The 24,698-nt window shown below is 71.9% G+C and carries 24 protein-coding genes and 1 riboswitch; of the genes, 9 read left to right on the forward strand and 15 right to left on the reverse strand.

All coding sequences use genetic code 11. From position 1 onward, the window contains the following. The first annotated feature begins 62 nt into the window (after window positions 1–62). Window positions 63–1,106 (forward strand): alpha/beta fold hydrolase, encoded by a 1,044-nt coding sequence (locus QRX60_RS50045; protein ID WP_285998487.1) that lies wholly within the window; start codon window positions 63–65, stop codon window positions 1,104–1,106. Window positions 1,107–1,196: 90 nt separating this feature from the next. Next, window positions 1,197–2,660, forward strand: coding sequence for an amino acid permease (locus tag QRX60_RS50050; RefSeq protein ID WP_285998488.1), 1,464 nt, complete (start codon window positions 1,197–1,199; stop codon window positions 2,658–2,660). A gap of 156 nt (window positions 2,661–2,816) precedes the next feature. Here the strand turns inward: QRX60_RS50050 and QRX60_RS50055 are convergent, their stop codons facing one another. From QRX60_RS50055 to QRX60_RS50065, 3 genes are all read right to left on the reverse strand, one after another. Then, window positions 2,817–3,866, reverse strand: a complete 1,050-nt coding sequence (locus QRX60_RS50055; RefSeq protein WP_285998489.1) for a nitronate monooxygenase — start codon at window positions 3,864–3,866, stop codon at window positions 2,817–2,819. Window positions 3,867–3,884: 18 nt separating this feature from the next. Beyond that, the gene (locus tag QRX60_RS50060; protein WP_285998490.1) at window positions 3,885–4,241 is read right to left on the reverse strand and encodes a nuclear transport factor 2 family protein; all 357 of its coding nucleotides are present in this window, start codon (window positions 4,239–4,241) and stop codon (window positions 3,885–3,887) included. 62 nt (window positions 4,242–4,303) lie between these two features. Next, on the reverse strand, window positions 4,304–4,813 hold the full coding sequence (locus tag QRX60_RS50065; RefSeq protein ID WP_285998491.1) for a MarR family winged helix-turn-helix transcriptional regulator: 510 nt from the start codon (window positions 4,811–4,813) through the stop codon (window positions 4,304–4,306). A 76-nt stretch (window positions 4,814–4,889) separates the two neighbouring features. Between QRX60_RS50065 and QRX60_RS50070 the strand changes: the two genes are divergently transcribed. From QRX60_RS50070 to QRX60_RS50080, 3 genes are all read left to right on the forward strand, one after another. After that, a complete protein-coding gene (locus tag QRX60_RS50070; RefSeq protein ID WP_285998492.1) occupies window positions 4,890–6,692 on the forward strand; it encodes a family 20 glycosylhydrolase in 1,803 nt (600 codons plus the stop codon). A 117-nt stretch (window positions 6,693–6,809) separates the two neighbouring features. Beyond that, the gene (locus QRX60_RS50075; RefSeq protein WP_285998493.1) at window positions 6,810–7,256 is read left to right on the forward strand and encodes a pyridoxamine 5'-phosphate oxidase family protein; all 447 of its coding nucleotides are present in this window, start codon (window positions 6,810–6,812) and stop codon (window positions 7,254–7,256) included. A gap of 26 nt (window positions 7,257–7,282) precedes the next feature. Further along, window positions 7,283–7,858 (forward strand): PH domain-containing protein, encoded by a 576-nt coding sequence (locus tag QRX60_RS50080; RefSeq protein WP_285998494.1) that lies wholly within the window; start codon window positions 7,283–7,285, stop codon window positions 7,856–7,858. Window positions 7,859–7,865: 7 nt separating this feature from the next. On the opposite strand, the gene QRX60_RS50085 is transcribed toward QRX60_RS50080, so the two are convergent. After that, window positions 7,866–8,435 (reverse strand): Uma2 family endonuclease, encoded by a 570-nt coding sequence (locus QRX60_RS50085; protein ID WP_286003868.1) that lies wholly within the window; start codon window positions 8,433–8,435, stop codon window positions 7,866–7,868. Between the two features lie 132 nt (window positions 8,436–8,567). Further along, entirely contained in the window at window positions 8,568–10,409 is a 1,842-nt protein-coding gene (gene lepA, locus QRX60_RS50090; protein WP_285998495.1) for a translation elongation factor 4, read from the reverse strand. Between the two features lie 115 nt (window positions 10,410–10,524). On the opposite strand from lepA, the gene QRX60_RS50095 reads away from it, so the two are divergent. Further along, on the forward strand, window positions 10,525–11,145 hold the full coding sequence (locus QRX60_RS50095; RefSeq protein ID WP_285998496.1) for a class I SAM-dependent methyltransferase: 621 nt from the start codon (window positions 10,525–10,527) through the stop codon (window positions 11,143–11,145). Here the strand turns inward: QRX60_RS50095 and QRX60_RS50100 are convergent. Together QRX60_RS50100 and QRX60_RS50105 are read right to left on the reverse strand one after the other, a co-directional pair. Beyond that, window positions 11,142–11,516: a VOC family protein gene (locus QRX60_RS50100; RefSeq protein WP_285998497.1), complete on the reverse strand. Its 375-nt coding sequence runs from the start codon at window positions 11,514–11,516 to the stop codon at window positions 11,142–11,144. The two genes, QRX60_RS50095 and QRX60_RS50100, sit on opposite strands and share 4 nt — an antisense overlap. Window positions 11,517–11,539: 23 nt before the next feature. Beyond that, window positions 11,540–12,403, reverse strand: coding sequence for a DMT family transporter (locus tag QRX60_RS50105; protein WP_285998498.1), 864 nt, complete (start codon window positions 12,401–12,403; stop codon window positions 11,540–11,542). Window positions 12,404–12,756: 353 nt separating this feature from the next. Between QRX60_RS50105 and rpsT the strand changes: the two genes are divergently transcribed. Then, window positions 12,757–13,017, forward strand: a complete 261-nt coding sequence (gene rpsT, locus QRX60_RS50110; protein ID WP_285998499.1) for a 30S ribosomal protein S20 — start codon at window positions 12,757–12,759, stop codon at window positions 13,015–13,017. A 56-nt stretch (window positions 13,018–13,073) separates the two neighbouring features. Here the strand turns inward: rpsT and holA are convergent, their stop codons facing one another. Further along, window positions 13,074–14,054: a DNA polymerase III subunit delta gene (gene holA / locus QRX60_RS50115; RefSeq protein WP_285998500.1), complete on the reverse strand. Its 981-nt coding sequence runs from the start codon at window positions 14,052–14,054 to the stop codon at window positions 13,074–13,076. A gap of 146 nt (window positions 14,055–14,200) precedes the next feature. Beyond that, window positions 14,201–14,334: riboswitch (SAM riboswitch) on the forward strand. A 13-nt stretch (window positions 14,335–14,347) separates the two neighbouring features. On the opposite strand from holA, the gene thrC reads away from it, so the two are divergent. Further along, entirely contained in the window at window positions 14,348–15,613 is a 1,266-nt protein-coding gene (thrC, locus tag QRX60_RS50120; protein WP_285998501.1) for a threonine synthase, read from the forward strand. Window positions 15,614–15,653: 40 nt separating this feature from the next. On the opposite strand, the gene QRX60_RS50125 is transcribed toward thrC, so the two are convergent. The 7 genes from QRX60_RS50125 to nadD all read right to left on the reverse strand — a co-directional run bounded on the left by QRX60_RS50125 (window position 15,654) and on the right by nadD (window position 22,385). Then, window positions 15,654–18,035, reverse strand: coding sequence for a ComEC/Rec2 family competence protein (locus QRX60_RS50125; protein WP_285998502.1), 2,382 nt, complete (start codon window positions 18,033–18,035; stop codon window positions 15,654–15,656). Continuing rightward, window positions 18,032–18,751 (reverse strand): ComEA family DNA-binding protein, encoded by a 720-nt coding sequence (locus QRX60_RS50130; protein WP_285998503.1) that lies wholly within the window; start codon window positions 18,749–18,751, stop codon window positions 18,032–18,034. Before QRX60_RS50130 ends, QRX60_RS50125 begins: the two co-directional genes overlap by 4 nt. 404 nt (window positions 18,752–19,155) lie before the next feature. Further along, complete coding sequence (locus tag QRX60_RS50135) at window positions 19,156–20,013, reverse strand: DegV family protein (protein ID WP_285998504.1); 858 nt, start codon at window positions 20,011–20,013, stop codon at window positions 19,156–19,158. Between the two features lie 4 nt (window positions 20,014–20,017). Continuing rightward, entirely contained in the window at window positions 20,018–20,746 is a 729-nt protein-coding gene (gene octT / locus QRX60_RS50140; protein ID WP_285998505.1) for a diglucosylglycerate octanoyltransferase, read from the reverse strand. A gap of 3 nt (window positions 20,747–20,749) precedes the next feature. Continuing rightward, window positions 20,750–21,364, reverse strand: a complete 615-nt coding sequence (locus QRX60_RS50145; RefSeq protein ID WP_285998506.1) for a histidine phosphatase family protein — start codon at window positions 21,362–21,364, stop codon at window positions 20,750–20,752. After that, window positions 21,361–21,756 (reverse strand): ribosome silencing factor, encoded by a 396-nt coding sequence (gene rsfS / locus QRX60_RS50150; RefSeq protein WP_285998507.1) that lies wholly within the window; start codon window positions 21,754–21,756, stop codon window positions 21,361–21,363. Before rsfS ends, QRX60_RS50145 begins: the two co-directional genes overlap by 4 nt. A 59-nt stretch (window positions 21,757–21,815) precedes the next feature. Beyond that, entirely contained in the window at window positions 21,816–22,385 is a 570-nt protein-coding gene (nadD, locus tag QRX60_RS50155) for a nicotinate-nucleotide adenylyltransferase (RefSeq protein WP_408630300.1), read from the reverse strand. 197 nt (window positions 22,386–22,582) lie between these two features. Here nadD and QRX60_RS50160 point away from each other — a divergent pair, with 197 nt between their 5' ends. Further along, a complete protein-coding gene (locus QRX60_RS50160; RefSeq protein WP_285998509.1) occupies window positions 22,583–24,694 on the forward strand; it encodes a RecQ family ATP-dependent DNA helicase in 2,112 nt (703 codons plus the stop codon). Window positions 24,695–24,698 lie beyond the last annotated feature (4 nt).

The raw sequence follows: 24,698 nt of genomic DNA on the forward strand, positions 1-24,698 counted from the left end.
AGATCTGGTCGTTAGCACCTAAAATCGACCAAAACCCAATGCCCGCAAGCTAATCTGTAGTCATGACCGCAACGAAGCGGCCCGCCTCGGCTGGACCGGGCGGCCGGTCCAGCAGCGACCCGGACCCGATCCGGGTCTCCTTCCGGCGTTACGCCGGCGTCCGCACCCGCGTCCTGGAGGTCGGAGACCTCACCCCGGACCCGGAACTCCCCCGTCGCTCGCTGCGCCGCCGCGCGGCCACGCCCCACGTCCGGCCGAGCGCGCCGCGCCTGGTGCTGCTGCACGGCTACTGCGACAGCGCCGACACCTGGCGCCCCGCCCTGGAGCAGCTCGCGGCCGCCGGGATCCCCGCCGTCGCGGTCGATCTGCCCGGGTTCGGGGACGCGCAGCCACTGCGACCCGGCCCGATGCTGCCCCAGCTCGACGCGTTCGCCACCGCCGTCGTCCGCGAGCAGGCCGTGCTCGGCTCGGTCGTGCTGGCCGGCAACTCCCTCGGCGGCACCATGAGCCTGCGCGCGGCGCAGAACGGCCGCCTGCCGATCTCCGGCGTCGTCTCGATCGCCGCGCCCGGCTTCGTCGACTCGTGGCTGATCCGGACCGTCGCGCGCTACCCGCTGCCGCTGCGGCTGTACTCGGCGCTGCCGGTCCCGGTGCCGGGCTTCCTGGTGCGCAAGGTCGCCGAGCAGGTCGTCCCGCGGCTGCTCTACGCCGACTCCGCCGCGGCCGACGCGCTGCAGGTGCAGCGCTTCACCGCGCTCTTCCCGGACTACCGTGCGACCAAGAGCCGGCTGGAGCAGGCCCGGCAGCTCGTCGCGGAGCTGGCCGACGCCTACCGGCTCGAGTCGGTGAAGGTGCCGCTGCTGGTCGTCGCGTGCGGCAAGGACAAGCTCGTCACCGCCGCGTCCGGGCGTCAGCTGCACACGCTGGTGCCGCACAGCAGGCTGCTGGTCCGCGAGGACTGGGGGCACTGCCCGCAGCTGGACGACCCGGTGGAGATCTCGGAGCTGCTCACCTACTTCGCGGCGAGCGCGGTCCGGACCACCCAGGCCAAGCGGGCCGCGGCGACGGCGTCGGAGACCGTGAGCGAGGACACCGCGGCGGGCTGACGCGCTCAGGCTGTACCCGCGCGGAGTTGGCGGTAGGTTCCCGCGTTGGGTCCGTGATCCGGGCCCGTCCACCGCGACGTTCGGGAGACGATGACGTCCGCTCCAGGAGGCTTGGGTTCCAGCTCCGGCATCTTCCGGCGCAAGCCGATCGACCAGATCCAGGACACTTCGGAAAGCGGTGGCCTGAAACGCACCCTGGGCCTGTGGCAGCTGACCGCCATCGGCATCGGCGGCATCATCGGCGCCGGGATCTTCGCCCTCGCCGGCAGCGTCGCGCACGGCGACGACTCGGCCGGCATCGCCGGCGTCGGCCCGGCCGTGCTGATCTCGTTCCTCATCGCCGGCGTCGCGAGCGCCGCGGCCGCGTTCTCCTACGCCGAGTTCGCCGGCCTGATCCCCAAGGCCGGTTCGGCCTACACGTACGGGTACGCGGTGCTCGGCGAGGTCGTCGGCTGGTTCATCGGCTGGGACCTGCTGCTGGAGTACACGGCGATCGTCTCGGTGGTGGCGATCGGCATCTCCGGCTACTTCAGCTTCCTGCTCGGCCAGCTCGGCCTCGACCTGCCCGCCTGGATGCTCGGCGCGCCCGGCACCGGGCCGGGCCACAAGGTCGACCTGTTCGCCGCGCTGCTGTGCCTGCTGATCGCATACCTGCTCAACCGCGGCATCCGCAGCGCCGCCCGGGTCGAGACGGTGATGGTCGGGATCAAGGTCCTGATCGTGCTGGTGGTCATCCTGGTCGGCTTCTTCTACGTCAAGACGGGCAACTACACGCCCTTCGCCCCGGCCGGCTTCGGCGGCGCGGTGACCGGCGCGGCCACGGTGTTCTTCGCCGTCTTCGGCTACGACGCGATGTCGACCGCGGCCGAGGAGTCCAAGGACGCGCAGCGGCACATGCCCAAGGCGATCCTCTACTCGCTGGCCATTTCGATGGTGCTGTACGTGCTGGCCTGCCTGGTGCTGACCGGCATGCAGAAGTACACCGAGATCGACCCGAAGAGCGGCTTCTCGACGGCGTTCAAGTCGGTCGGCCTCTCCGGGCTGGCCACGGTGATCGCGATCGGCGCCATCGTCGGCATCCTCACCGTGCTGTTCACGTTCCTGATGGGCGCCACCCGCGTCGGCTACTCGATGAGCCGCGACGGCCTGCTCCCGGCGTGGTTCGGCAAGACGAACCAGAAGCGCCAGGTGCCGAGCCGGATGACGTGGATCCTGGGTGGCGCGTCCGCGATCATCGCCGGGGTGCTGCCGATCGGCGAGGCCGCGGAGCTGACGAACATCGGCATCCTGCTCGCGTTCGTCGTCGTGTGCGTCGCGGTGATCGTGCTGCGCTACAAGCAGCCGAACCTGCCGCGGACGTTCAAGACGCCGGGCATGCCGGTGGTCCCCGCGATCGGCGTCGTGTTCTCGATCTGGCTGATCACGTTCCTGCAGCCGGCGACCTGGATCCGGTTCGCCGTCTGGTTCGCCATCGGCATGGTCATCTACTTCCTCTACAGCCGGCGGCACTCGCTGCTGAACCGCACCGGCGTCCAGGTCGAGAAGACGGACTAGTGGCGCGCGGCTGAGGGTCGTCGACACCGGCCCGGCCCTGGTCCGGCGACATGAATGAGTCATTCATGTCGCCGGACGAGGTGAATGGGTCATTCACTGCATCGCGGCCGGAGCCTGCACGGGCCGGGGCTCTCACGGGCGCAGCAACGCGCGACACTAACGGAGCCGGTCGAGGCGGGCGGCGGCGTCGCGCGCCTCGACCTTCAGCCGTTCGAGGATGACCGCGGCCGACGCGTCGTAGGCGAGCGGATAGGTCTGGCCGGCCCACAGCGAGATCGCCTCCGGGTCGCCGGCCTTCGCCGACGCCTTGCGCACCGGGCCCGCGAGGTGGTTGAGCTGCGGGTAGGCCGCGGGCGCGCCCTCGGACAGCGCGTCCATGAACTTGTTGACCAGCCCGCGCGCCGGGCGGCCGCTGAAGGCGCGTGTGAACGCCGTCTCGCGCTCGGCGAGCGCCAGCGCCTTGCGGTGGGCCTCGGAGGTCCCGGCTTCGTCGGCGCGCAGGAAGACCGTGCCCAGCTGGGCGGCGACGGCTCCGGCGGCGAGCACGGCGGCGACGTCCGCGCCGTGCACCAGGCCCCCGGCCGCGATCAGCGGCAGGTCGACGCGGGCGGCGACGAGCCGCAGCAACGCGAGGACGCCGTACTCGGCGCCGCCGCCGGGCAGGTTCGCGTCGTCGGTGAACAGGGAGCGGTGCCCGCCCGCTTCGAAGCCCTGGAGGACGAGGGCGTCGGCGCCGAGGTCCGCGGCCCGCCGCGCGGCCTCCGGGGTGGTCACGGTGACGACGACCGTGCTGCCGGCCTCCTTCAGCCGCAGCACGTCCGACGGCGAAGGCGGCCCGAAGGTGAACGACACCACGGGAACGCGCTTTTCGAGCACGACGTCCAGCTTCGCGGGGTACGCGTCGTCGTCCCACTTCGCTTCGCCGAGTTCGACGTCGTACTCGCGGGCGAAGGCCTGCAGGCGCTCGCGGTGCGCGGAGACGTCGGCGCCGGTGTCGGGCTGCGGGACGAACAGGTTGACGCCGAACTCTCGGCCGGTCAGCTCCCGCGTGCGGTCGAACTGCGCGGCGAGCGCCGCGGGCGTGAGCATGCCGGCCGAGAGGAAGCCGAAGCCGCCGGCCTCGGTGACCGCGGCGACCAGCTCGGGCGTGGTCGGCCCGCCCGCCATCGGGGCGGCGATGACGGGGAACGTCAGCTCGTCGAACATGCCCCGACCCTAACGGTCTCAGTCCGGCAGCAGCATGGTGTAGAGCTTCTTGATGCGTCCGTCCTCGACGAGGGCGACGTCGATCCCGCGCACGACCGGCGGCGCGCCCTCCGGGCCGAAAGCCCAGGCCAGGTGGCCCAGGTCGTGGTTGACCAGCACCGGGCCGGCCGCGGAGAACACGAATCCCGGCGACTGGTCCAGCAGGCCCTTGGCCTTGGCGTCCAGCTCGTCGTGCCCGGCCGCCACCCCTTCGGGATCGGCGAACGTGACGTCGGCCGCATAGGTCGCGGCGATCGCCTTCGCGCGGCGGCCCTCGTCACGTTCGTTGAAGACCTGGAGCAGGTTGGCTTCCATCAGCTCGGCCACCGTCGCCATCGCGCACCCCTTTTCTCGAGCGGACCGGCCGCCATATTACGTGAAATGTCACGCAACCGGGGTCAGGGGTGGTCGTTCGGCCGGGGAAGGCTGCCGTGCTCGACCAGCGCGTCGTAGACGCGCTCGAGCGAAGCGGCCAGCCGAGGCATCTCGCCGGGCTCGAGCGCGTCCAGGAAAGCCCTGCGCACGAACTCGACGTGGTCCGGTGCGGCTCGGCGCAGCGCCGCCCAGCCGGCCTCGGACAGCACCACGTCGACGACCCGGCGGTCCTCGGAGTTGGCACCGGTTTCCACCAGACCGCGCTCACGCATCCGCTTCAGGTGGTGCGAGAGCCGGCTGCGCTCCCAGCCGATCCGGATCGCGAGGCCGGTGATCCGCATCCGGCCGCCGGGCTCGCTCGTCAGGGCGACCAGCACGTGGTAGTCGGCGAGCGAGAGACCGCTGTCCTCGCGCAACTGCCGGTTCAGCTCGTACTCCAGCCGGAGATGCACCTTCATGTACGCGTACCAGACGGCCGTCTCGTCGCCCGAAAGCAGCGCGAACGGCGATCCCGGCTCGAAATCCCGCGTCACGGCGCGAGCTTAACCACCCACTCTGGTCTAGACCATCACGGGCGGAAATGCGACGATCCGGGCAGGCGCGACGGCGATGTCGCGCCCTTCCCGCCAGGAGGTCCCGGTGAAGACTCCCTTCGCGCGGCGGCTCGGCCGCGCGCTCGCCGTGCTGGCTTTGATCGGCGCCAGTACGACCGCCGCCCAGCTCACCCCGGCCGCGGCGGCGACGCCGGCGCTGCAGTCGATCGTGCCCGTGCCGGCTTCGGTGACCCCGGCGGCCGGAGTCGCCTTCCCGCTGGTTTCGACGACGAAGATCGTCACCGAGGCCGGCTCGGCGCCGGCCAAGGACGTCGGCACCTACCTGGCCGGCGTGCTGCGGCCGTCGACCGGCTTCGCGCTGCCGGTGTCCGACGCCCCGGCGTCCGTGCCGTCCGACAGCATCGCGCTGCTGCTGAGCGGCGCGCCCGCCTCCGTCGGCGCGCAGGGCTACCAGCTCGTGTCGACGGCGTCCTCGGTCACCGTGCGCGCCCAGACGGCCGACGGGCTCTTCGCCGGCGTCCAGACGCTGCGGCAACTGCTGCCGGGCCGCATTGAAAGCCCTTCGCTTCAGACGGGCCCGTGGACCGTCCCGGGCGCGACGATCGTGGACTACCCGCGCTTCGGCTACCGCGGCGCGATGCTCGACGTCGCCCGGCACTTCCACCCGGTGTCGACGGTGAAGCGGTACATCGACGAGCTCGCCCAGTACAAGATCAACAACCTGCACCTGCACCTGGCCGACGACCAGGGCTGGCGCATCCAGATCGACAGCTGGCCCCGCCTGACGACGTACGGCGGCAGCACGCAGGTCGGCGGCGGCGCGGGCGGCTACTACACGAAGGCGCAGTACACGGACATCGTGAACTACGCGGCTTCGCGGCACATCACGGTCATCCCGGAGATCGACATGCCGGGCCACGTGAACGCGGCGCTGGCGTCGTACGCGGAGCTGAACTGCAATGGGGTCGCGCCTGCTCTGCGCACCGACACGGCGGTCGGCTACAGCTCGCTGTGCATCTCGAAGGACATCACGTACACGTTCATCGCCGACGTCCTGCGCGAACTGGCGGCCCTGACCCCGGGCCCGTACATCCACATCGGCGGCGACGAAGCCCAGTCGACGTCGGCGGCGGACTACGTGACGTTCGTGAACAAGGTGCTCCCCCTGGTGGCGGCCACGGGCAAGTCGGTGGTGGGCTGGCACGACATCGCGAAGGCTTCCCTGCCGGCTTCGGCCAGCCCGCAGTTCTGGGGGACTTCCACTTCGGACTCGGGGGTGTCGACGGCGGTTTCGCGCGGCAGCAAGGTGATCCTGTCGCCGGCGAACAAGGCGTACCTGGACATGAAGTACAACAGCTCGACCCCGATCGGCCTGTCGTGGGCCGGGTACATCGAGGTCCAGGACGCGTACGGCTGGAACCCGGGGTCGTACCTGTCGGGGGTCGGCGAGTCCGCGGTCCGCGGGGTGGAGTCACCGATGTGGACGGAAACGGTGGTGACGCCGTCGGACATCGACTACCTGGCGTTCCCGCGGCTGGCCGCGCATGCCGAACTGGGCTGGTCACCCTGGTCGACGCACGACTGGACGGCGTTCCGGACCCGCTTGGGCGCGCAGGCCCCGCGCTGGGTCGCGCAGGGAATCACCTTCTACCGGTCGTCGCAGGTTTCGTGGGACCCGGGCGGGACGACGAACCCCGGCACGTGCACGGACCCGGCTTGGAGCGCCTCGCAGGTGTACACGGGCGGGAACGTGGTGTCGCACAACGGTCACAAGTGGACGGCGCAGTGGTGGACGCAGGGCGAGGAGCCGGGCACGACGGGCCAGTGGGGAGTGTGGACCGACAACGGCGCCTGCTGAGCCGGTCGCCGGGCCCGCCACGCGGTGGGCCCGGCTCCGGCTGTGCGGACGGTCAGCACCGCACTGCACCCGGTGAAACCGGACCACCCGGCGACCCCGGCGGGCTAGGTTTGGGGCATGAGCGTTGATCTCGAGCAGGTGCGCAGCCTGTCACTGCAGGAGAACGGCCTGGCCACCGTCGCCACGACCCGGGCCGACGGCACCGTCCACTCCTCCGTCGTCAACGCCGGCGTCTTGGCGGACCCGGTGACCGGGGCCCCGGGTGTCGCGTACGTCGCCGTCGGGCGAGCGCACAAGCTCGAACTGCTGCGGCGGGCCGGGCACGCCACCGTGACCTTCCGCCGCGGCTGGAACTGGGCCTCCGTCACCGGCGCCACGCACCTCATCGGACCGGACGACCGCGACCCCGCCTTCGATGCCGCGGGCCTGCCGAAGCTCCTGCGCGACGTCTTCATCGCCGCCACCGGCACCCACGACGACTGGGACGAGTACGACCGCGTGATGGCCGAAGAGCGGCGGGTCGCGGTGTTCGTGACCGCCGACCGGATAATCGGCAACCCCTGACCCGCCCCGCCCCAGGAGTCGTACCGTTGCCCGAGTCCCCCACCCGCGTCACCACGCCGGTCAAGGTGCTGATCGGCGTCCTTCTCGTCGCCGACGCCGGCTTCGGCGCGGCTCTCGCCACCGGCCTGGTGCGCGGCCTCCCGCCGTGGCTGGTCGGCGGCGCCTACGCGGCGACCGTGCTCCTCGCCGTCGTGGCGTTCCGCGTCTCTCGCGCCCTCAGGCTCAAGCGCGGCCTCGAGGGCCTGCAGGATCTCACCTTCGGCGAGGACGGCCTCCGCGTGCCCGCGGGCACGCTCAGCACACGGCTGGTCCCGTGGTCGCAGATCGCCGACATCTCCACGCGCCGATCGGCCCGCTTCGGCGACGGCTACCTGCGCGACGCGCTCTGGGTCGACCTGGTGACCGGCGAAGGCGTCGAGAGCTCGGTGCAGCGCTACACACCCCGCGGCCGGCTCGCGCCGGCGCCACCGCAGCGACGGCAGTTCGAGCAAACGGCCATCCTCGACCCTGCGCTGTTCGACGCGGTGGTCGACCGGGTCCGGAAGGAGCTGCGCCACCGGCAGCTGCACGCCCAGCTCCGCGGCACGCCCCGCATCCGCTGAGCGGCGGTCAGCCGAGTCGACCCAGCAGCTCCTTCGGCACGATCCGCACCGGGAACGGCCGCTCAGCCTCGAACGGTTCGTCACCGGCCGCCTTGCCGACCTGCTGGTAGTGGCCGTCTTCGTCCAGCTCGAACACGGTGAGCGCGGGCTCGACCGGATCGATCACCCAGTAGCTGGGAGTGCCGAGCCGCTCGTAGACCGCCTTCTTGGTGTTGAGGTCATGGATCGCCGTGCTCGGCGACAGCACTTCGACCGCGAGAACCGGCGGTACCGGGAGGTCCTTGTCGGTGAAGTCTTCGTCCCGGCCGACCACGACGTCCGGCTGCAGCTCGATCTTGTCACCGTGATGCACCGCGAACGGCGCGACGACTACGTCGAACTCAGGCGGGCAAGAGTCGACGAGCGTTCTCCAGAGCCATACCGCGATCGTCTGGTGTCGTCTTCCCGGAGCAGGGGTCACCAGGAGCACGCCGTCGATGAGCTCGTAACGTCGGCTGTCATACGGCATCCCCCCGAGGTCGTGCACCGTCAGGGAGCCCGAATCGGCGGGAGGCTCGATGTCTGCCATGACCGTCATGGTGCTCTCCTTTCGCTCTTCGCACCAGAGCACACCAGAGGGCACCGACAGAAACCGCATCGAACACGGGTTCGGCGCCCACATTCACGCGGAGGCGTGAATATGGGCGCCACTGTCACATCACTGCGACACTTACTTCTTGTTCTTGCCTGAGTCCTCAGTGGACAGTGCGGCGACGAAGGCCTCCTGCGGAACCTCGACCCGGCCCACGGTCTTCATCCGCTTCTTGCCTTCCTTCTGCTTCTCCAGCAGCTTGCGCTTCCGCGAAATGTCACCGCCGTAGCACTTGGCCAGAACGTCCTTGCGGATCGCGCGGATCGTTTCGCGGGCGATGATCCGCGAACCGACCGCCGCCTGGATCGGGACCTCGAACTGCTGGCGCGGGATGAGCTCGCGCAGCCGCGTCGCCATCCGGTTGCCGTAGCCGTACGCCGCGTCCTTGTGCACGATCGCCGAGAACGCGTCCACGGTTTCGCCCTGCAACAGGATGTCCACCTTGACCAGGTCGGCGACCTGGTCGCCGGCTTCTTCGTAGTCCAGCGACGCGTAACCGCGCGTCCGCGACTTCAGCGTGTCGAAGAAGTCGAAGATGATTTCCGCCAGCGGGATGTTGTAGCGCAGCTCGACGCGGTCCTCGGACAGGTAGTCCATGCCGAGCAGCGTGCCGCGCTTCGTCTGGCACAGCTCCATGATCGTGCCCACGAACTCCGACGGCGCGAGGATGCTGACCTTCGACACCGGCTCGTGCACCTCGGCGATCTTCAGCCCGGTCGGCCAGTCGGACGGGTTCGTCACGACGACCTCGCTGCGGTCTTCGAGCACCACGCGGTAGATGACGTTCGGCGCCGTCGAGATCAGGTCGAGGCCGAACTCGCGCTCGAGCCGGTCGCGCGTGATCTCCAGGTGCAGCAGGCCGAGGAAGCCGCAGCGGAAGCCGAAGCCCAGCGCCACCGACGTCTCCGGCTCGTAGTCGAGCGCCGCGTCGTTGAGCTGGAGCTTGTCCAGTGCCTCGCGCAGCTCGGGGTAGTCGGAGCCGTCCACCGGATACAGTCCGGAGTAGACCATCGGCTTCGGCTCGCGGTAGCCCGCCAGCGCTTCCTTCGCGCCGTGGCGCTCGGACGTCACGGTGTCGCCGACCTTGGACTGCCGGACGTCCTTCACGCCGGTGATCAGGTAGCCGACCTCGCCGACGCCGAGCCCCTTGCTGGGCTTGGGTTCCGGCGAGATGATGCCGACCTCCAGCAGCTCGTGCGTGGCACCGGTGGACATCATCTTGATCTTCTCGCGCGGCGTGATCTTGCCGTCGACGACGCGGATGTAGGTCACGACGCCGCGGTAGGTGTCGTAGACCGAGTCGAAGATCATCGCGCGGGCCGGCGCGTCGGCGTCGCCCTGCGGTGCCGGGACCTGCTTGACGACCTCGTCGAGCAGCTCGCCGACGCCCATGCCGGTCTTGGCCGAGACCCGCAGGACGTCTTCCGGCTCGCAGCCGATGATGTGGGCCAGCTCACCCGCGTACTTGTCCGGGTCGGCCGAGGGCAGGTCGATCTTGTTGAGCACCGGGATGATCTGGAGGTTGTTCTCCAGCGCGAGGTACAGGTTGGCCAGCGTCTGGGCCTCGATCCCCTGCGCGGCGTCGACCAGCAGGACCGCGCCTTCGCACGCCTCCAGCGCCCGCGACACCTCGTAGGTGAAGTCGACGTGGCCGGGGGTGTCGATCATGTGCAGGACGTGGTCCTGCCCGTCGACCTGCCAGGGCAGCCGGACGTTCTGCGCCTTGATCGTGATCCCGCGCTCGCGCTCGATGTCCATCCGGTCGAGGTACTGAGCGCGCATGGCCCGCTCTTCCACGACGCCGGTGAGCTGCAACATGCGGTCGGCCAGGGTGGACTTGCCGTGGTCGATGTGCGCGATGATGCAGAAGTTCCGGATGAGCTCCGGAGGCGTGAAGGTGGTGTCGGCGAACGTCGTCACTCGAATGAGTCCTCGGAAAGTCGGGGATGGCCACCTCTATGCTCCCATGGCGCTCCGGGTGCGGGTGGGGGTCATCCCCGATGCGGGCTCCCGGGATCCGTGGTGCCCTCGAAGTATGAGCACTTCGCACCAGCCGGCACCCCCTCCCCAGCCGGATCCAGGCGGCTTCGGCCGCGTCCTCGACCGTGCCTTCGGTCACCCTTCGGGAGCGCTCGGGCGCCTCGGCGGCTGGGTGATGGCGCGGGGCAACGCCGCCACCGAGCAGCGCATCGTCGACCTGGCCCGGATCGAACCGGACGAGACCGTCCTGGTCGTCGGTCCCGGCCCCGGCGTCGGCCTGGACGCCGCCGCGCGGCTGGCCGGGCGCACCATCGGCGTCGATCCCTCCCCCGAGATGCTCGGCCTCTGCCACGAGCGCTGCGGCGACCGCGCCGAGCTGCGCGAGGGGTCGGCGGCGCACACCGGCGAGCCCGACGGGTCCATCGACGTCGTCCTGACCGTCAACAACGTGATGCTCTGGGACGATCGCGCGGCCGGGTTCGCCGAGCTGGTCCGGGTGCTGCGCCCCGGCGGGCGCCTGCTGCTGTCCGCGCACGAGAAGTGGCTGCCCGTGAGCAGGCACGTCCTGGCCGACGAAGCCGCCGAAGCGGGCTTCGCCGACCTGCAGACCTGGACCTGGGACCCGCCCGGCTTCGCCGCGCTGGCCGCGCAGCTGCGGGCCGTCAAGCCCGCCTAGCGGGTGTCCGTGCGGATCGGGTGGCCCTCGGGCACCTCGACCAGCACGATCCGCGTGCCGTCCGGGTCGGCGATCCAGGCCTCGTCGAGGCCCCAGGGCTCGCGCTGCCCGTCCCGCACCGGCTCCAGGCCCTTCGCCTTCAGCTCGGCCAGGGTGCCGGCGAGGTCCCGGACCTGCATCCAGAGCACCAGATCGGGCGACGAGCCCGTCTCGCCCCGGCCGGAGACCTCCAGGGAGCCGTGGCCGAGGAAGAACACCGTGCCGCCGGGGAACTCACGCTCCACGGCCAGGCCGAGGGTGTCGCGGTAGAACGCCGTCGTCGCGTCGACGTCGCGCGGGCGGATCAGCAGCCGGCTCTTCAGGACTTCCATCCGACCATCCCTACCGGACGCGCTCAGGCGGCCGCAATCGCGGCGATCCCGGACAGGACGATCACCGACCCCGCGAGCCGCCGCACGGCGTCGCGCTCGCCCAGCACCAGCCAGGCGGCGAGGCCGCCGAGCACGATGCTCAGCTCCCGGGCGGGCGCGACCAGGCTGACCGGCGCCATCGTGAGGGCGAACAGCACGAGGATGTAGGCGATCGGCGAAAGCAGCCCGACGACCAGCACCTCGCGGCGTTGCTCACGCCAGATCCGCGTCACCTCGGCGCGGCCGGCCAGGGCACCGGGGGCGAGCAGCACGCTCTGCAGGACCGAGCCGAGGCCGAAGTAGACGACGGGTGGCACGCCCAGGCCGGTCACCGAGTGCGCGTCCCAGAGGGTGTAGCCGGCGATGACGGCACCGGTCAGGAGGCCGTAGCGGATGCCGGCCTTGACCGCATGCGGGTCACCCGTCTTGCGGCCCGTGCTGATCACCAGCACCCCGGCGATGACCAGGAAGGCGCCGAGCAGCCCGAGCCAGCCGGGGCGTTCGCCGAGCACGAGGACGGCGGCCAGCACCGACAGCAGCGGCCCGGTGCCCCGCGCGACGGGGTAGACGACGGAGAGGTCGCCGACGCGGTACCCGCGTTGCAGCACGATGCCGTAGGCGATGTGCAGCACCGACGTCACCACCGCGGCCACCAGCCAGCTCCACTGTGGACGCTGCGGCTCGACGACCAGCAGCACGACCGTCACCGGCAGGAGCACGACCGCGGAAGCCGTGTAATAGAGCCAGACGAACTGGGTGCCGCCGGAGGAGATCCGCTTCGCGGCCAGGTTCCACGCGGCGTGCACGACGGCGGCGACGAGGACGAAGGACAGGGCGGTGGCGTTCATGGGACCCTTCGGGTTTTCGCGCGCGCGAAAACCGGGTCCTCCAGGCTTTTGCCCCGTCAGATGAACGGCCGGCCGTCCGGGCCCGCCGACGGTGCCGCTCGGACCAGTCCCGCCGGTCCTGGTTGTGCGGTGCTGGGTGCGCGGACCGGCGACGGAACCCTAGGCACTACCGCCGCCCACCGTACTCCTGGTGATCGAGACGGCGCAGGTCCCGCCGGAGGCCGCCGCGAGCCCGGCTGTTAAGGTTGTCGCTCGTTGCCGTGCGGCATTCCGTCATGGAGGAAGCCCGCTCTCGCGAGCGGGGCCACTCGAGCGCGGCGGCGAATCTCACCGAGTGAAACAGGAGTTGCCCTATGGCCAACATCAAGTCGCAGATCAAGCGCATCACGACGAACGAGAAGGCGCGTCAGCGCAACCAGGCGATCCGGTCCTCGGTGAAGACCGCGATCCGCAAGGTCCGCGAAGCCGCCGAGGCCGGCGACAAGGCCAAGGCCGTCGAGCTGCAGCGCGACGCCGCCCAGAAGCTGGACAAGGCCGTCTCGAAGGGCGTTCTGCACGCCAACCAGGCCGCCAACAAGAAGTCGGCGCTGGCGAAGCGCGTCAACGCGCTCTGAGCTGGTTGATTTCTGGGAAAGCCCCGGCTTCGGCCGGGGCTTTCTTCATGCCCGGGTCAGCGGTCGCCCTTGGCGGCCGCCACCTGGAGGACCGCACGTTCCAATGCGTAGCCCGGGTCGGCCGCCACGCCCTTGACCTCGGCGTTCAGCCTCGCCACGACCCGCATCGCGGTCGCGAGGCCGTCCTGGTTCCAGCCCCGGGACTGGCCCTGGGCCTTGCGGATCTTCCACGGCGGCATGCCCAGCTCGCCGGCCAGCTGGTTCGGGTTGCCCCGGCCCGCACCCGAGACCCGGGCGATCGTGCGGACCGCGTCGGCCAGCGCGTCCGCGACCAGGACGTGCGGGACGCCCAGCTGCATCGCCCAGCGCAGCGACTCCAGCGCCGCCGAGCGGTCGCCGCTCACGGCCTTCTCCGCGACCGCGAACCCGGTGACGTCCGCGCGGCCGCGGTGGTAGCGGCGGACCGCTTCGGCGTCGACGGTCCCGCCGGCGTCCGCCACCAGCTGCGTCGCCGCAGACGAGAGTTCTCGCAGGTCGGAGCCCACGGCGTCGATCAGCGCGGCCACCCCCGCGGGGTCGATCTTGCCGCCCGCCCGGCGCACCTCGTGCCGCACGAACTGCTCGCGCTCGGCCGGCTTGGTCAGCTTCGGGCACTCGGTGACCTCGGCGCCCGCCTTCTTCAACACCGCCGGGAGCGTCTTGCCCGCCTTGCTGCGGCCGCCGCCGGTGTGCACGACGACCAGCACGATGCCGTCCGCCGGGTCCTTCAGGTAGGAAGCCACGGCGTCGGCCAGTTCCTGCGAGATGTCCTGCGCCGACTCCAGGACGATCACGCGGCCTTCGCTGAACAGCGACGGGCTGACGAGTTCGGCCAGCTCGGGGGCTGTGAGATCCGACACCCGGACCCGGGTCAGCTCGGCCGTGGCGTCGATCGCCCGGGCCGCGGCGAGCGCCTCGCGGACGGCGCGCTCGATCAGCAGTTCTTCCTCGCCCAGGACCAGGAGCAGCGGGGCCGGGGCGGTGGCTTGCGCGGTCACGGAAGGATCCTCTCACTTGCGGTGTCGTGCGCCCGCTCCGGTGATGTCGAGCGGCCGGCGTGGCACGGCGTGAGCGCCATGTCGTACGGTGTAGCCGAGGCAGCCGCCCCGGATCATCCGGCGAGCGCGCGCCGACAATCGAATACCGCTCATCCAGAGGGGCAGAGGGAACGGCCCGACGAAGCCCCGGCAACCGGCGTACAGCCCGTCATCCCGCGATCGCGGGGTAGCTGACGACCACGGTGCCAATTCCGGCCCGCTTCGGCGGGGCAGATGAGGAAAGGAACCTCGCGATGACCGCCACCCTCGGAACGACCTCCACCACGAAGACCCCGGATCTCGGTCCGGCCGTCGAACTGGTGTCGAAGGAAGAGGGACACCGGCAGCCGCTCGCCCCCGAGTTCGTCTCCGCCGAGGACTTCTCGCCGCTCGAAGTCGCCTACGACTTCGGCCGCGTCCGCCGCGAAGACATCGAGGCCGGCCCCAAGAACATCTGGCGCTACAAGAAGCTCCTCCCGGTTCCGTCCAATGTCGAGGAGATCCCGAACACCGAGCCCGGCGCCACCCGGCTGATCCGCGCCGACCGCCTCGCCAAGGAGCTCGGCCTCAAGCGCGTGTGGGTCAAGGACGACACCGGCAACCCGACGCACTCGTTCAAGGACCGCGTCGTCGCCGTCGCGCTGGCCGCGGCCCGCGAGTTCGGGTTCGAGGTGCTCGCGTGTCCGTCGACCGGCAACCTGGCCAACGCGACGGCCGCCGCCGCGGCCCGCGCGGGCTGGCGGTCGGTCGTGCTGATCCCGAAGACCCTCGAGCGCGCCAAGATCCTCACCACCGCGGTCTACGACGGCGACCTGATCGCCGTCGACGGCAACTACGACGACGTCAACCGCCTCGCCACCGAGCTCGCCGGTGAGCACCCGAAGTGGGCGTTCGTGAACGTGAACGTCCGGCCGTACTACTCCGAAGGCTCGAAGACGCTGGCCTTCGAGGTCGCCGAGCAGCTCGGCTGGCGCATCCCGCCGCAGGTCGTCGTGCCGATCGCCTCCGGTTCGCAGCTGACCAAGGTGGACAAGGGTTTCCGCGAGCTGGGCCAGCTCGGTCTCGTGGACGCCAGCCCGTACAAGGTGTTCGGCGCTCAGGCCACCGGCTGCTCGCCGGTGTCGGCCGCGTTCCGCGCCGGCCAGGACGTGGTCCAGCCGGTCAAGCCGGACACGATCGCCCGCTCGCTGGCGATCGGCAACCCGGCCGACGGCCCGTACGTGCTCGACATCGTCAACCGCACCGGCGGCGCGATCGAGGACGTCAGCGACGAAGAGGTCGTCGAAGGCATCCGGTTGCTCGCCCGCACCGAGGGCATCTTCACCGAGACCGCGGGCGGGGTCACCGTCGCGACGGCGAAGAAGCTGGTCGAGACGGGCAAACTGGACCCGGACGCCGAGACGGTGCTCCTGATCACCGGTGACGGCCTCAAGACCCTCGACGCGATCGAGAACCACGTCGGCCCGAAGGCGACCGTGCCGCCGTCCGCCAAGGCCGTGAACGAGGCGCTCGGCTACTGACCTCCACCGCCGGGGCGGGCTCTGCCGCCCGCCCCGGCCTTCAGCGCTTCGGCGGGCCACGCGGCTCGCCCCGGCGCGCTACCGTCGGGCCTGCCGGGTCGCCGACCACCGCGGTGTCGCCGTCCAGGTCGGTTCGGGTGACCAGGGCACCCAGCGCCGCCAGAGTGTCCATTGTGGACTTACTGGGGTGCCCGTAGGTGTTTCCCGCGCCGACGCTGACCAACGCCACCCTCGGCGCCACTGCCGCGAGGAACGACGGCAGCGAGTAGCGCGAGCCGTGATGGGGCACTTTCAGCACCTCCGCCTTCAGATTTCCGATGTCCGCCAAGAGATCCGCCTGTGCCGCCAGCTCGACGTCGCCGGTCAGGAGCACCCGGCCGGCCGGCGTCTGCGCTCGCAGGACCACCGAACTGTTGTTGATCGTCGTGCCGTCCTGCTGCCCGGCCGAGCGAGCCGGTACGTAGCGCGGGCCGAGCACGTCGAGCGACAGCCCGGCCCACGCCAGCCGCTCCCCCGGATTCAGCTCCACCAGCGGCACCCCCTGCTGCCTTGCCTCCTCCGCGACCTGGCGCCACGCCCACTCCGGCGCCCGCCCCGGGCCGACGGCGATCCCGCCGACCGCCCGGCCGTCGAAGACCGACGCCAGCCCGCCGATGTGGTCGGCGTGCAGGTGGCTCAGCACCAGCAGCGGGATCCGGTCGACCGCCAGCCGGTGCAGGCACTCGTCCACCGGCCCCGGCTCGGGTCCGGTGTCCACGACGACCGCCCGGCCCGGCTCGGCCGTCGCCAGCACGACCGCGTCACCCTGCCCGACGTCGCACTCGACCATCGCCCAGTCCCGCGGTGGCCATGCCGGTGCGAACACCCGGACCGGCACGAACACCAGCAGTACGCCGACGACCAGCACCGCCATCACCAGCCGCACGCGCCGGTGCCGGGCGGCCAGCACCAGCACCCCGAGCACAGCCGCGGCGAGCAGCCCGCCCGTCCAGCCGCCGGGCCACGCGACGACCGCACCGGGGGCCCGCGCGCCGTGGCGCGCCACGGTGATCAGCCACCGCGCCTCCGGGTCGGCCAGGTGCACCAGGAGCTTCCCGGCGCCCGGCCACCAGGCGCCGATCACCGTCGCCAGCACGCCGAGCACCGTCGCCGGAGCCACCACGGGCGCGGCGAGGACGTTGGTCAGCACCGAAACCAGGCTCACCGAACCCGCCATGCCCGCGAGGACCGGCGCCGTCACCAGGAAGGCGGCCGCCGGGATCGCCAGCCCTTCGGCGAACCCCGGCGGGACACCGCGACGAGCCAGCGCGGCGGCCCAGCGGGGCGCGATCAGGACCAGCCCGGCCGTGGCGAACACCGACAGCGCGAACCCGAAGTCCGTCGCCATCGCCGGATCCGTCACCACGAGCACGCACACCGCGAACGCCAGCGCGGGCAACGCCGAGCCTCGCCGGCCCAATGCCAGGGCCAGCAGCGCGACCCCCGCCATCACCCCGGCCCGCAGCACGCTCGGCTCCGGGCCGACCAGGACGAGGAACCCGGCCAGGCACGCGCCCGCGGCCACCGCCGACAGCCGCGGCCCGAGCCGCAGCAGACGCAGCAGGAGCAGGACCGCGCCGCACGCGACGGCGAGGTTTCCCCCGCTGACCGCCGTCAGGTGGGTGAGCCCGGCGGTGACGAACTCCTGCTCGACCCGCGGCGACAACCCGCTCGTGTCGCCCAGGACCAGACCCGGCAGCAGGCCGGCGGGTTCGTCCGGCAGGACCTGGCACAGGTCGTGGAGTCCGGCGCGCAGCCCGGCCGCGGTCCGCTGCCACCACGGCGCCGGCCCGGGCTCCCCCGGCGGGCCGCGCACGGACAACACCGCGGCCGTCAGGTCCGAGCCGCGCGGCGGCATCAGCAAACCGGTCGCCGTCACGTCCTGGCCCGGCAGCAGCGAACCCCAGTGCGCGACCGGCGCCAGCAGCAGCACGCGTCCGGACGACGTGACCGGCCTGCCGTCGACCGACGCCGTGCGGACCTCGGCCGTCAGCACCACCGACCGGGCTCCGGCCTGCTGATCGGCATACCCCGCGCTGCGCACGGGCTTCGGGCGCTCGGCGACGACGACCCGCATCGACGCGGGGAGCCCGTCGGCCGAGGCCGCACGAAGATCGTCACGCTGCGCGTCCCGGATCCGCCAGGCGACCGGGCCCGCGGCGACGAGTCCCAGCACCAGCAGGGCCGCTGCCACGCCGAGCAACCGGGGACGCCCACGCGCCCGCCAGAGCACCAGTCCGGCGAGCACCGCCGAGGCGAGCCCGGCGGCGACGGCCGTCCACCAACCCAACAGCAGGCCGCCGAGTGCGGCGAGCCAGCACGCGAGCGCCGCCGGGACCAGCCGCATGTCCTGCCGGGTGTCGGTCGCGGGAAGGGTGCTCATCCGACCGTCACCTGCTCTCGCAGCTTCTCGAACTTGCTTTCCCCGATGCCCGGGACGTCGCGCAGCTGCTCGACCTTCGTGAAGCCGCCGTGCTCGGTGCGCCACTGGACGATCCGCTGGGCCGTCACCTCGCCGACGCCGGGCAGCGTGTCCAGCTGGTCGGTACTCGCCGAGTTGAGATCGACCTCGGCGCCCGCCGCCGCTCCGGCCGCCGCGGCGGCGGGCGCCGGGATCCCGACCGCCAGCTGCTCCCCGTCGGTCACCCGGCGGGCGAGGTTCAGCGCGCTCAGGTCCGCGCCGGGATCGGCGCCGCCCGCGGCCCGCAGCACGTCCGCGACGCGGGCGCCCTGGACCACGGTGACCAGGCCGGGTGACCGGACGCGGCCGATCACGCTGACGACGAGGCCGGACTGGGGTGTGGCCCGGGCCGAGGCCTCGCTCGCCGGTTTCGCGCTCGGCAAGGCGGGCGGTGGCTCGGGGGTCGGCGGGCCGCCGAAGAGCGCGACCGAGCCGAGGACGATCACCACGACGGAAACGAGGACACCGGCGAACGCCCACCGGCGGCGGCCGGCACCGGCCGGTCCGCCCGGCAGCCAGCGCCGGACCAGCCGGCCGCCGGGCCCGACCGTGCTCGCGTCGGGCGAGAGCTGGTCGGCCAGCCAGGCGAGCCGGTCGTTGACGGGAGGGCCCGGATCCCGGGCGGGCTGCTCGAACACACGATCGACGTTAGGGCTCGCGGGGAGGCGTCCGACAGGGGTGCCGCCGCGTCCTGTGGACAACCGGGGTGATGTGGACGGATCCACCCCGCACGGGCCGGGAACGGCCGTTTCCGTCGTACCCGGGTGGCATGCTGGAGGGTTCGGCGCGCCGGCGGCTGGTGTCGCGCATCTGAGGTTCGCCGACAGCGGCCCGGCCCTGCGCGCCGAAGTGGCGTCGGGTGCATCGGACCTGGATCTGCCGAGGGTCGCGGCGGCTGGTCCGGCGACATGAATGAGTCATTCATGTCGCCGGACGAGGTGAATGAGTCATTCACTGCGTCGCGGGAGGGGCTGCACGAGTCGGGCTCTCATGGTGCAGGTTCCAGCCGCCCCGAACGGCAAACACCTTGCAACGCGCGACACTAGCCGCGGAGCGGAACCGTCCGCTGGACGACCACCCCGAGCACCCCGGGCCCGGTGTGCGCCCCGATCACCGCGCCCAGCTCGGAGACCACGCAACCCGCCGACCGGGGCACGGCCTCTTCCAGCCGGTTCGCCAGCTCGACCGCCCGTTCCGGCGACGCGAGGTGGTGGACGGCCAGCTCGACGTCGTCGTCCCGCGCGGCTTGGGCGGCGAGCTCGACCAGCCGCGCGAGCGCCCGGTTCATGGTGCGGACCTTCTCCAGCGGCAGGATCCGGCCTTCGGACATGTGCAGCACCGGCTTCACCGCCAGCGCCGTGCCGAGCAGCGCCGCCGCCGGGCCGATCCGGCCGCCGCGGCGCAGGTGGTCGAGCGTCTCCACGACGAACAGCGTCGACGAGCAGCCGGCCGCGGTCACCGCGGCGGCTTCGACCTCGGCCGCGTCCGCTCCGGCGGCCGCCGCGGCGGCGGCGTGCAGGGCGGCGAACCCGAGCCCCATCGCGGTGGTGCGCGAGTCGACCACGCGGACCCGGTCCGGCCCGACCTCCTGCGCCGCCAGCACCGCGGCTTCCCAGGTGCCCGACAGCTCGCGCGAGAGGTGCACCGAAACGATCGAGTCGGCGCCGTCGGCGAGCGCCGCGCGGTACTCCTTGACGAACTCCGTGGGTGTCGGCCGGGACGTCGTGACGATCTTGCGCTGGCCCATCGCTTCGGCGACCGCCGCCGGCCCGGTCTCGACGCCGTCGAGGGAGACCACGCCGTCGACCAGGACGTGCAGCGGCACCACCCGGACCGCGTGCCGTTCGGCGAAGCCCTCCGGCAGGTGGGCGGTGGAATCCGTGACTACGGCGACCGACACGCCGTCAGCCTACGTGGCCGGGGGCCAGCACCGGCGCCATCAACACGGACATCGCCTCGCCCACCGCGGCGTGCCCCGGCCAGCCCCAGTGCATGCCGTCGGGGTTGCCCGCGCCGCTGAGGACGTGCTCCCCGACGACGGCTTCGAGGTCCAGCAACGGAACCCCCGCCCGCGCGCTCCACGCCGCCATCGCGGCCGCCGCGGCGGGGCGCGCGGTGTGCACGTTGCCGTAGGCCGCAGCCCGGTGCACCGACGGCAGCATGCCGAAGATCGGCAGCTCGGGCCGCAGGACGCGCAGCGCGCCCACGGCGGTGTCGAGGTACTGCACGGTGAGCTTCGCCGGCAGCACCGTGGGCCGGCCGCGGAACGCGACGGAAAGCCGAGGCTGCGCGGCGAGGTAGTACTTGCGGACCACGCGACGCACCGGGTCGGGCCGCAGGTACTTGAGTCCGGTGCGCAGGTAGGTCGGCAGCGGCGAGGGCAGCGTGTCCATGCTGCCGACCGCCAGCACGACCGCGTCGACGTGGTGGAGGTCGGCCCAGACACGCGGGTCGCCGGTCAGCGACCACCAGGCGTCCCGCGCCGTCCAGCCGATCCCGGCGACCAGGTCGGCGGTGCCGCCCAACGCGGCAGCCGCCACGTTGGGCCACAGCCGCGGCTCGTCCGCGGCGCAGGGTCCTTCGGGACCGTGGAAGCTCAGCGAATCGCCGAACACGAGCAGGCGCGGCCCCATCGGCTAGCCGTGCATCCCCGCGTTGTAGGCGTGCAGCCGCCACTTCCCATCGCGCAGGCCCAGCTCGACCCAGTGGCAGTTCGAGATCCCGCCGAGCGACGGCCAGATCTCCACCGGCAGGTTCACCAGCCGCGCGGTGAGCGCGGTGATCAGCCCGCCGTGCGCGGCCAGCAGCACGGTGTCGCCCACCGAGGAGTTGGCCTGCTGCAGGTCGGTGACCACCTCGCTCGCGCGGTCGGCGACGTCGAGGCGGTTCTCCCCGCCGGGCGGCGCCCAGGTCGCGTCCTTGCGCCAGCGGTCGCGCTCACCGGGGTAGGCCTCGTCGACCTCCGCGCCGGTGAGCCCCTGCCACTCGCCAAGGTGCGTCTCGCGCAGGCGCTTGTCGATCCGCAGCGGGACGCCGATCGCGTCGGTGAGCACGGTGGCCGTGTCGGTGGCGCGGCGCAGGTCGGACGCGATGACGAGGTCCGGGGAGAACCGGGCCAGCGCGGGGACCGCGAACCGGGCCTGGTTCCAGCCGACCGGGGTCAGCGCCGAGTCGAGGTGCCCCTGCATCCGCCCGGCGGCGTTGTAGTCCGTCTCGCCGTGGCGCCAGAGCACGAGCCGCCGCGGGCTCACGGGACGTCCGGGTCCTCGTCGGCGGTCGACTCCTCGAGACCGGCCACCTCGATGCGCGGGCAGTCCTTCCACAGCCTTTCGAGGCCGTAGAACGTGCGCTCCTCGACGTGCTGGACGTGCACCACGACGTCGACGTAGTCCAGCAGGACCCAGCGGCCCTCGCGGGCGCCTTCGCGGCGGACCGGCTTGTGCCCGCTCTCCCGCAGCTTCTCTTCGACGTTGTCGACGATCGCGCCGACCAGGCGCTCGTTGGACGCGGAGGCGATGACGAAGGCGTCGGTGATGACGAGCTGCTCGGACACGTCCAGCACGACTACGTCGCTGGCCTTCTTGTCCGCCGCCGCGTGTGCGGCCGCTACGGCCAGCTCTCGTGCCTCGGACGTGGCTGCCACGGTGCTCCTTCACAGATCGGGTTCGCCCGAGAAGGGTACCCGCCGCGACCAGGGGCGCTTCAGTCGCGCTTCCGGTAGAGATCCTTCTTCGCGATGTAGCGGACGACGCCGTCGGGAACGAGGTACCAGACCGGCTCCCCGCGTTCGACGCGGTCGCGGCAGCCGGTCGAGGAGATCGCCATCGCGGTGACCTCGACGAGGCTCACCTTGCCACTGGGCAGGTGGTGCGAATTGAGCCGGTAGCCGGGCCGCGTGACCCCGATGAAATGGGCGAAGTCGAACAGCTCGTCGGCCTTGTGCCAGGTGAGGATCTGCTCGAGCGCGTCGGCGCCGGTGATGAAGTAGAGCTGGTCGTCGGGGTACTCGGCGTGGAGGTCGCGCAGGGTGTCGACGGTGTAGGTCTGGCCGCCGCGGTCGATGTCGACGCGGCTGACCGAGAAGACCGGGTTGGACGCGGTCGCGATGACCGTCATCAGGTAGCGGTCCTCGGCCCTGGTCACCTTACGGCTGGTCTTCTGCCAGGGCTGGCCGGTGGGGACGAAGATCACTTCGTCGAGCCCGAACCGGGACTGGACCTCGCTGGCCGCGACGAGGTGGCCGTGGTGCACGGGGTCGAACGTGCCGCCCATGACCCCGATCCGCCGTGGTGACATGACTCGGGAGCCTATACATCGCGCGCGCGGTACGTCGGGTGCTGTTCACCACCTCGCCCGACCCGGGCAACGAATGTGATTCAGATCACATAACCACCCGTATTCGACACGAACGGTCCGTTCGCGCCGCCGCCGATTCCCGGTTCGTCGGTGCCATGGGGTAGACGTGGGGCGTGGACACGACCAGCACCACCCCAGCACTCCGCGACCGCGCCGAGACCCTCCTCCGGGCCCTGGCCGGCGATTCGGCGAAGCTGCGCGAAGACCAGTGGACCGCCATCGAGGCCCTGGTCGCGCAGCGGCGTCGCGCGCTGGTCGTGCAGCGCACCGGCTGGGGCAAGTCGGCGGTGTACTTCCTGGCCACGGCCCTGCTGCGGGAACAGGGCAGCGGGCCGACGGTCATCGTCTCGCCCCTGCTCGCCCTGATGCGCAACCAGATCTCGGCCGCGGCCCGCGCCGGGATCCACGCGGCGACCATGAACTCCGCGAACCCCCAGGAGTGGGACCAGGTCCAGGCCTCGGTCGCGGCCGGCGAGATCGACGTCCTGCTGGTCAGCCCCGAACGGCTGAACAACCCGGACTTCCGCGACAACGTGCTGCCGAAACTGACCGCGAGCACCGGGCTGCTGGTGGTCGACGAGGCGCACTGCATCTCCGACTGGGGGCACGACTTCCGGCCGGACTACCGGCGGCTGCGCACGCTGCTGGGCGACCTGCCCGACGGCGTGCCGGTGCTGGCGACCACGGCCACGGCGAACGACCGCGTCGTCACCGACGTCGCCGAGCAGCTGGGCCTCGGCACGGGCACCGACACGCTCGTGCTGCGCGGCAGCCTCGACCGCGAGAGCCTGCGGTTGTCGGTGTGCCGGCTGCCGACGTCGCAGGCGCGGCTGGCCTGGCTCGCCGAGCACCTGGCCGAGCTGCCCGGCTCGGGAATCATCTACACGCTGACGGTGGCGGCGGCGCACGACGTCGCGTCGCTGCTGAAGGACCGCGGTTACCCGGTGGCGGCCTACACCGGCAAGACCGACCCGGCCGACCGGCAGGCGGCCGAGGACGACCTGCTCGGCAACCGCGTCAAGGCCCTGGTCGCGACGTCCGCGCTGGGCATGGGGTTCGACAAGCCGGACCTCGGGTTCGTCGTGCACCTCGGCGCGCCGTCGTCGCCGATCGCGTACTACCAGCAGGTCGGCCGTGCCGGACGTGGCGTGGAGCGCGCCGAGGTCGTGCTGCTGCCGGGCGAAGAGGACCGCGCGATCTGGGCGTACTTCGGGTCGCTCGCCTTCCCCGACGAGCTGCGGGTGACCCAGGTGCTGAACACGCTTTCCTACGCCGACCGTCCCCTTTCGACGGCCGCACTCGAGCCGTCGGTGGAGCTTTCCCGGTCCCGGCTGGAAATGGTGCTCAAGGTCCTGGACGTCGACGGCGCGGTGCGGCGCGTGAAGGGCGGCTGGACGAGCACGGGCGAAGACTGGGAGTACGACCGCGGGCGGTACCGGCGGGTCGCGGAAGCCCGGGAACGCGAGCAGGACGCGATGCTCGGCTACCTGGGGACCGACGGCTGCCGGATGGAGTACCTGCGGCGCCAGCTCGACGACCCCGAAGCGGCGCCGTGCGGCCGGTGCGACAACTGCACCGGCAACCACTGGGACACGACGGTGGCCGACGACGTCGCCGAAGCGACCCGGGAAAGGCTGCAGCGGCCGGGCGTCGAGGTCGCGCCCCGGAAGCAGTGGCCCACCGGGATGTCCTCTTTGGACGTCCCGGTCTCGGGCCGGATCAGCGCCGACGACCAGGCCGAGCCGGGCCAGGTGCTCGGGCGGCTCACCGACGTCGGCTGGGGCAACCGGCTGCGAGAACTCGTCGGGCCCGCCGCGCAGGACACCGACGTCCCCGATTCGGTGTTCAAGGCCTGCGTCCAGGTGCTCGCCGGGTGGCAGTGGGCGGAGCGGCCGGTGGCGGTGGTGGCGGTGCCCTCGGAAACGCGGCCGCGGCTCGTCTACAGCCTGGCGACCCGGCTGGCCGAGATCGGGAAGCTGGACTTCCTCGGGGCGCTCGACGCGGACGGCCCGCCCCCGCGCCAGGCGAACAGCGCGCAACGGCTGGCCGACCTGTGGAAACGGCTGAGCATGCCGTCGGATCTGGCCGGGACTTTGCCGTCGGGGCCGATTCTGCTGGTGGACGACGTCATCGACACCGGCTGGACGATGACGCTGGCCGCGCGCCTGCTGCGGCGGGCCGGGGCGCCCGCGGTGCTGCCGTTCGCGCTGGCCAGCACGGCGTAGGAAG

The organism is Amycolatopsis mongoliensis (assembly GCF_030285665.1).
GTDB classification, from domain to species: Bacteria; Actinomycetota; Actinomycetes; order Mycobacteriales; family Pseudonocardiaceae; genus Amycolatopsis; species Amycolatopsis mongoliensis.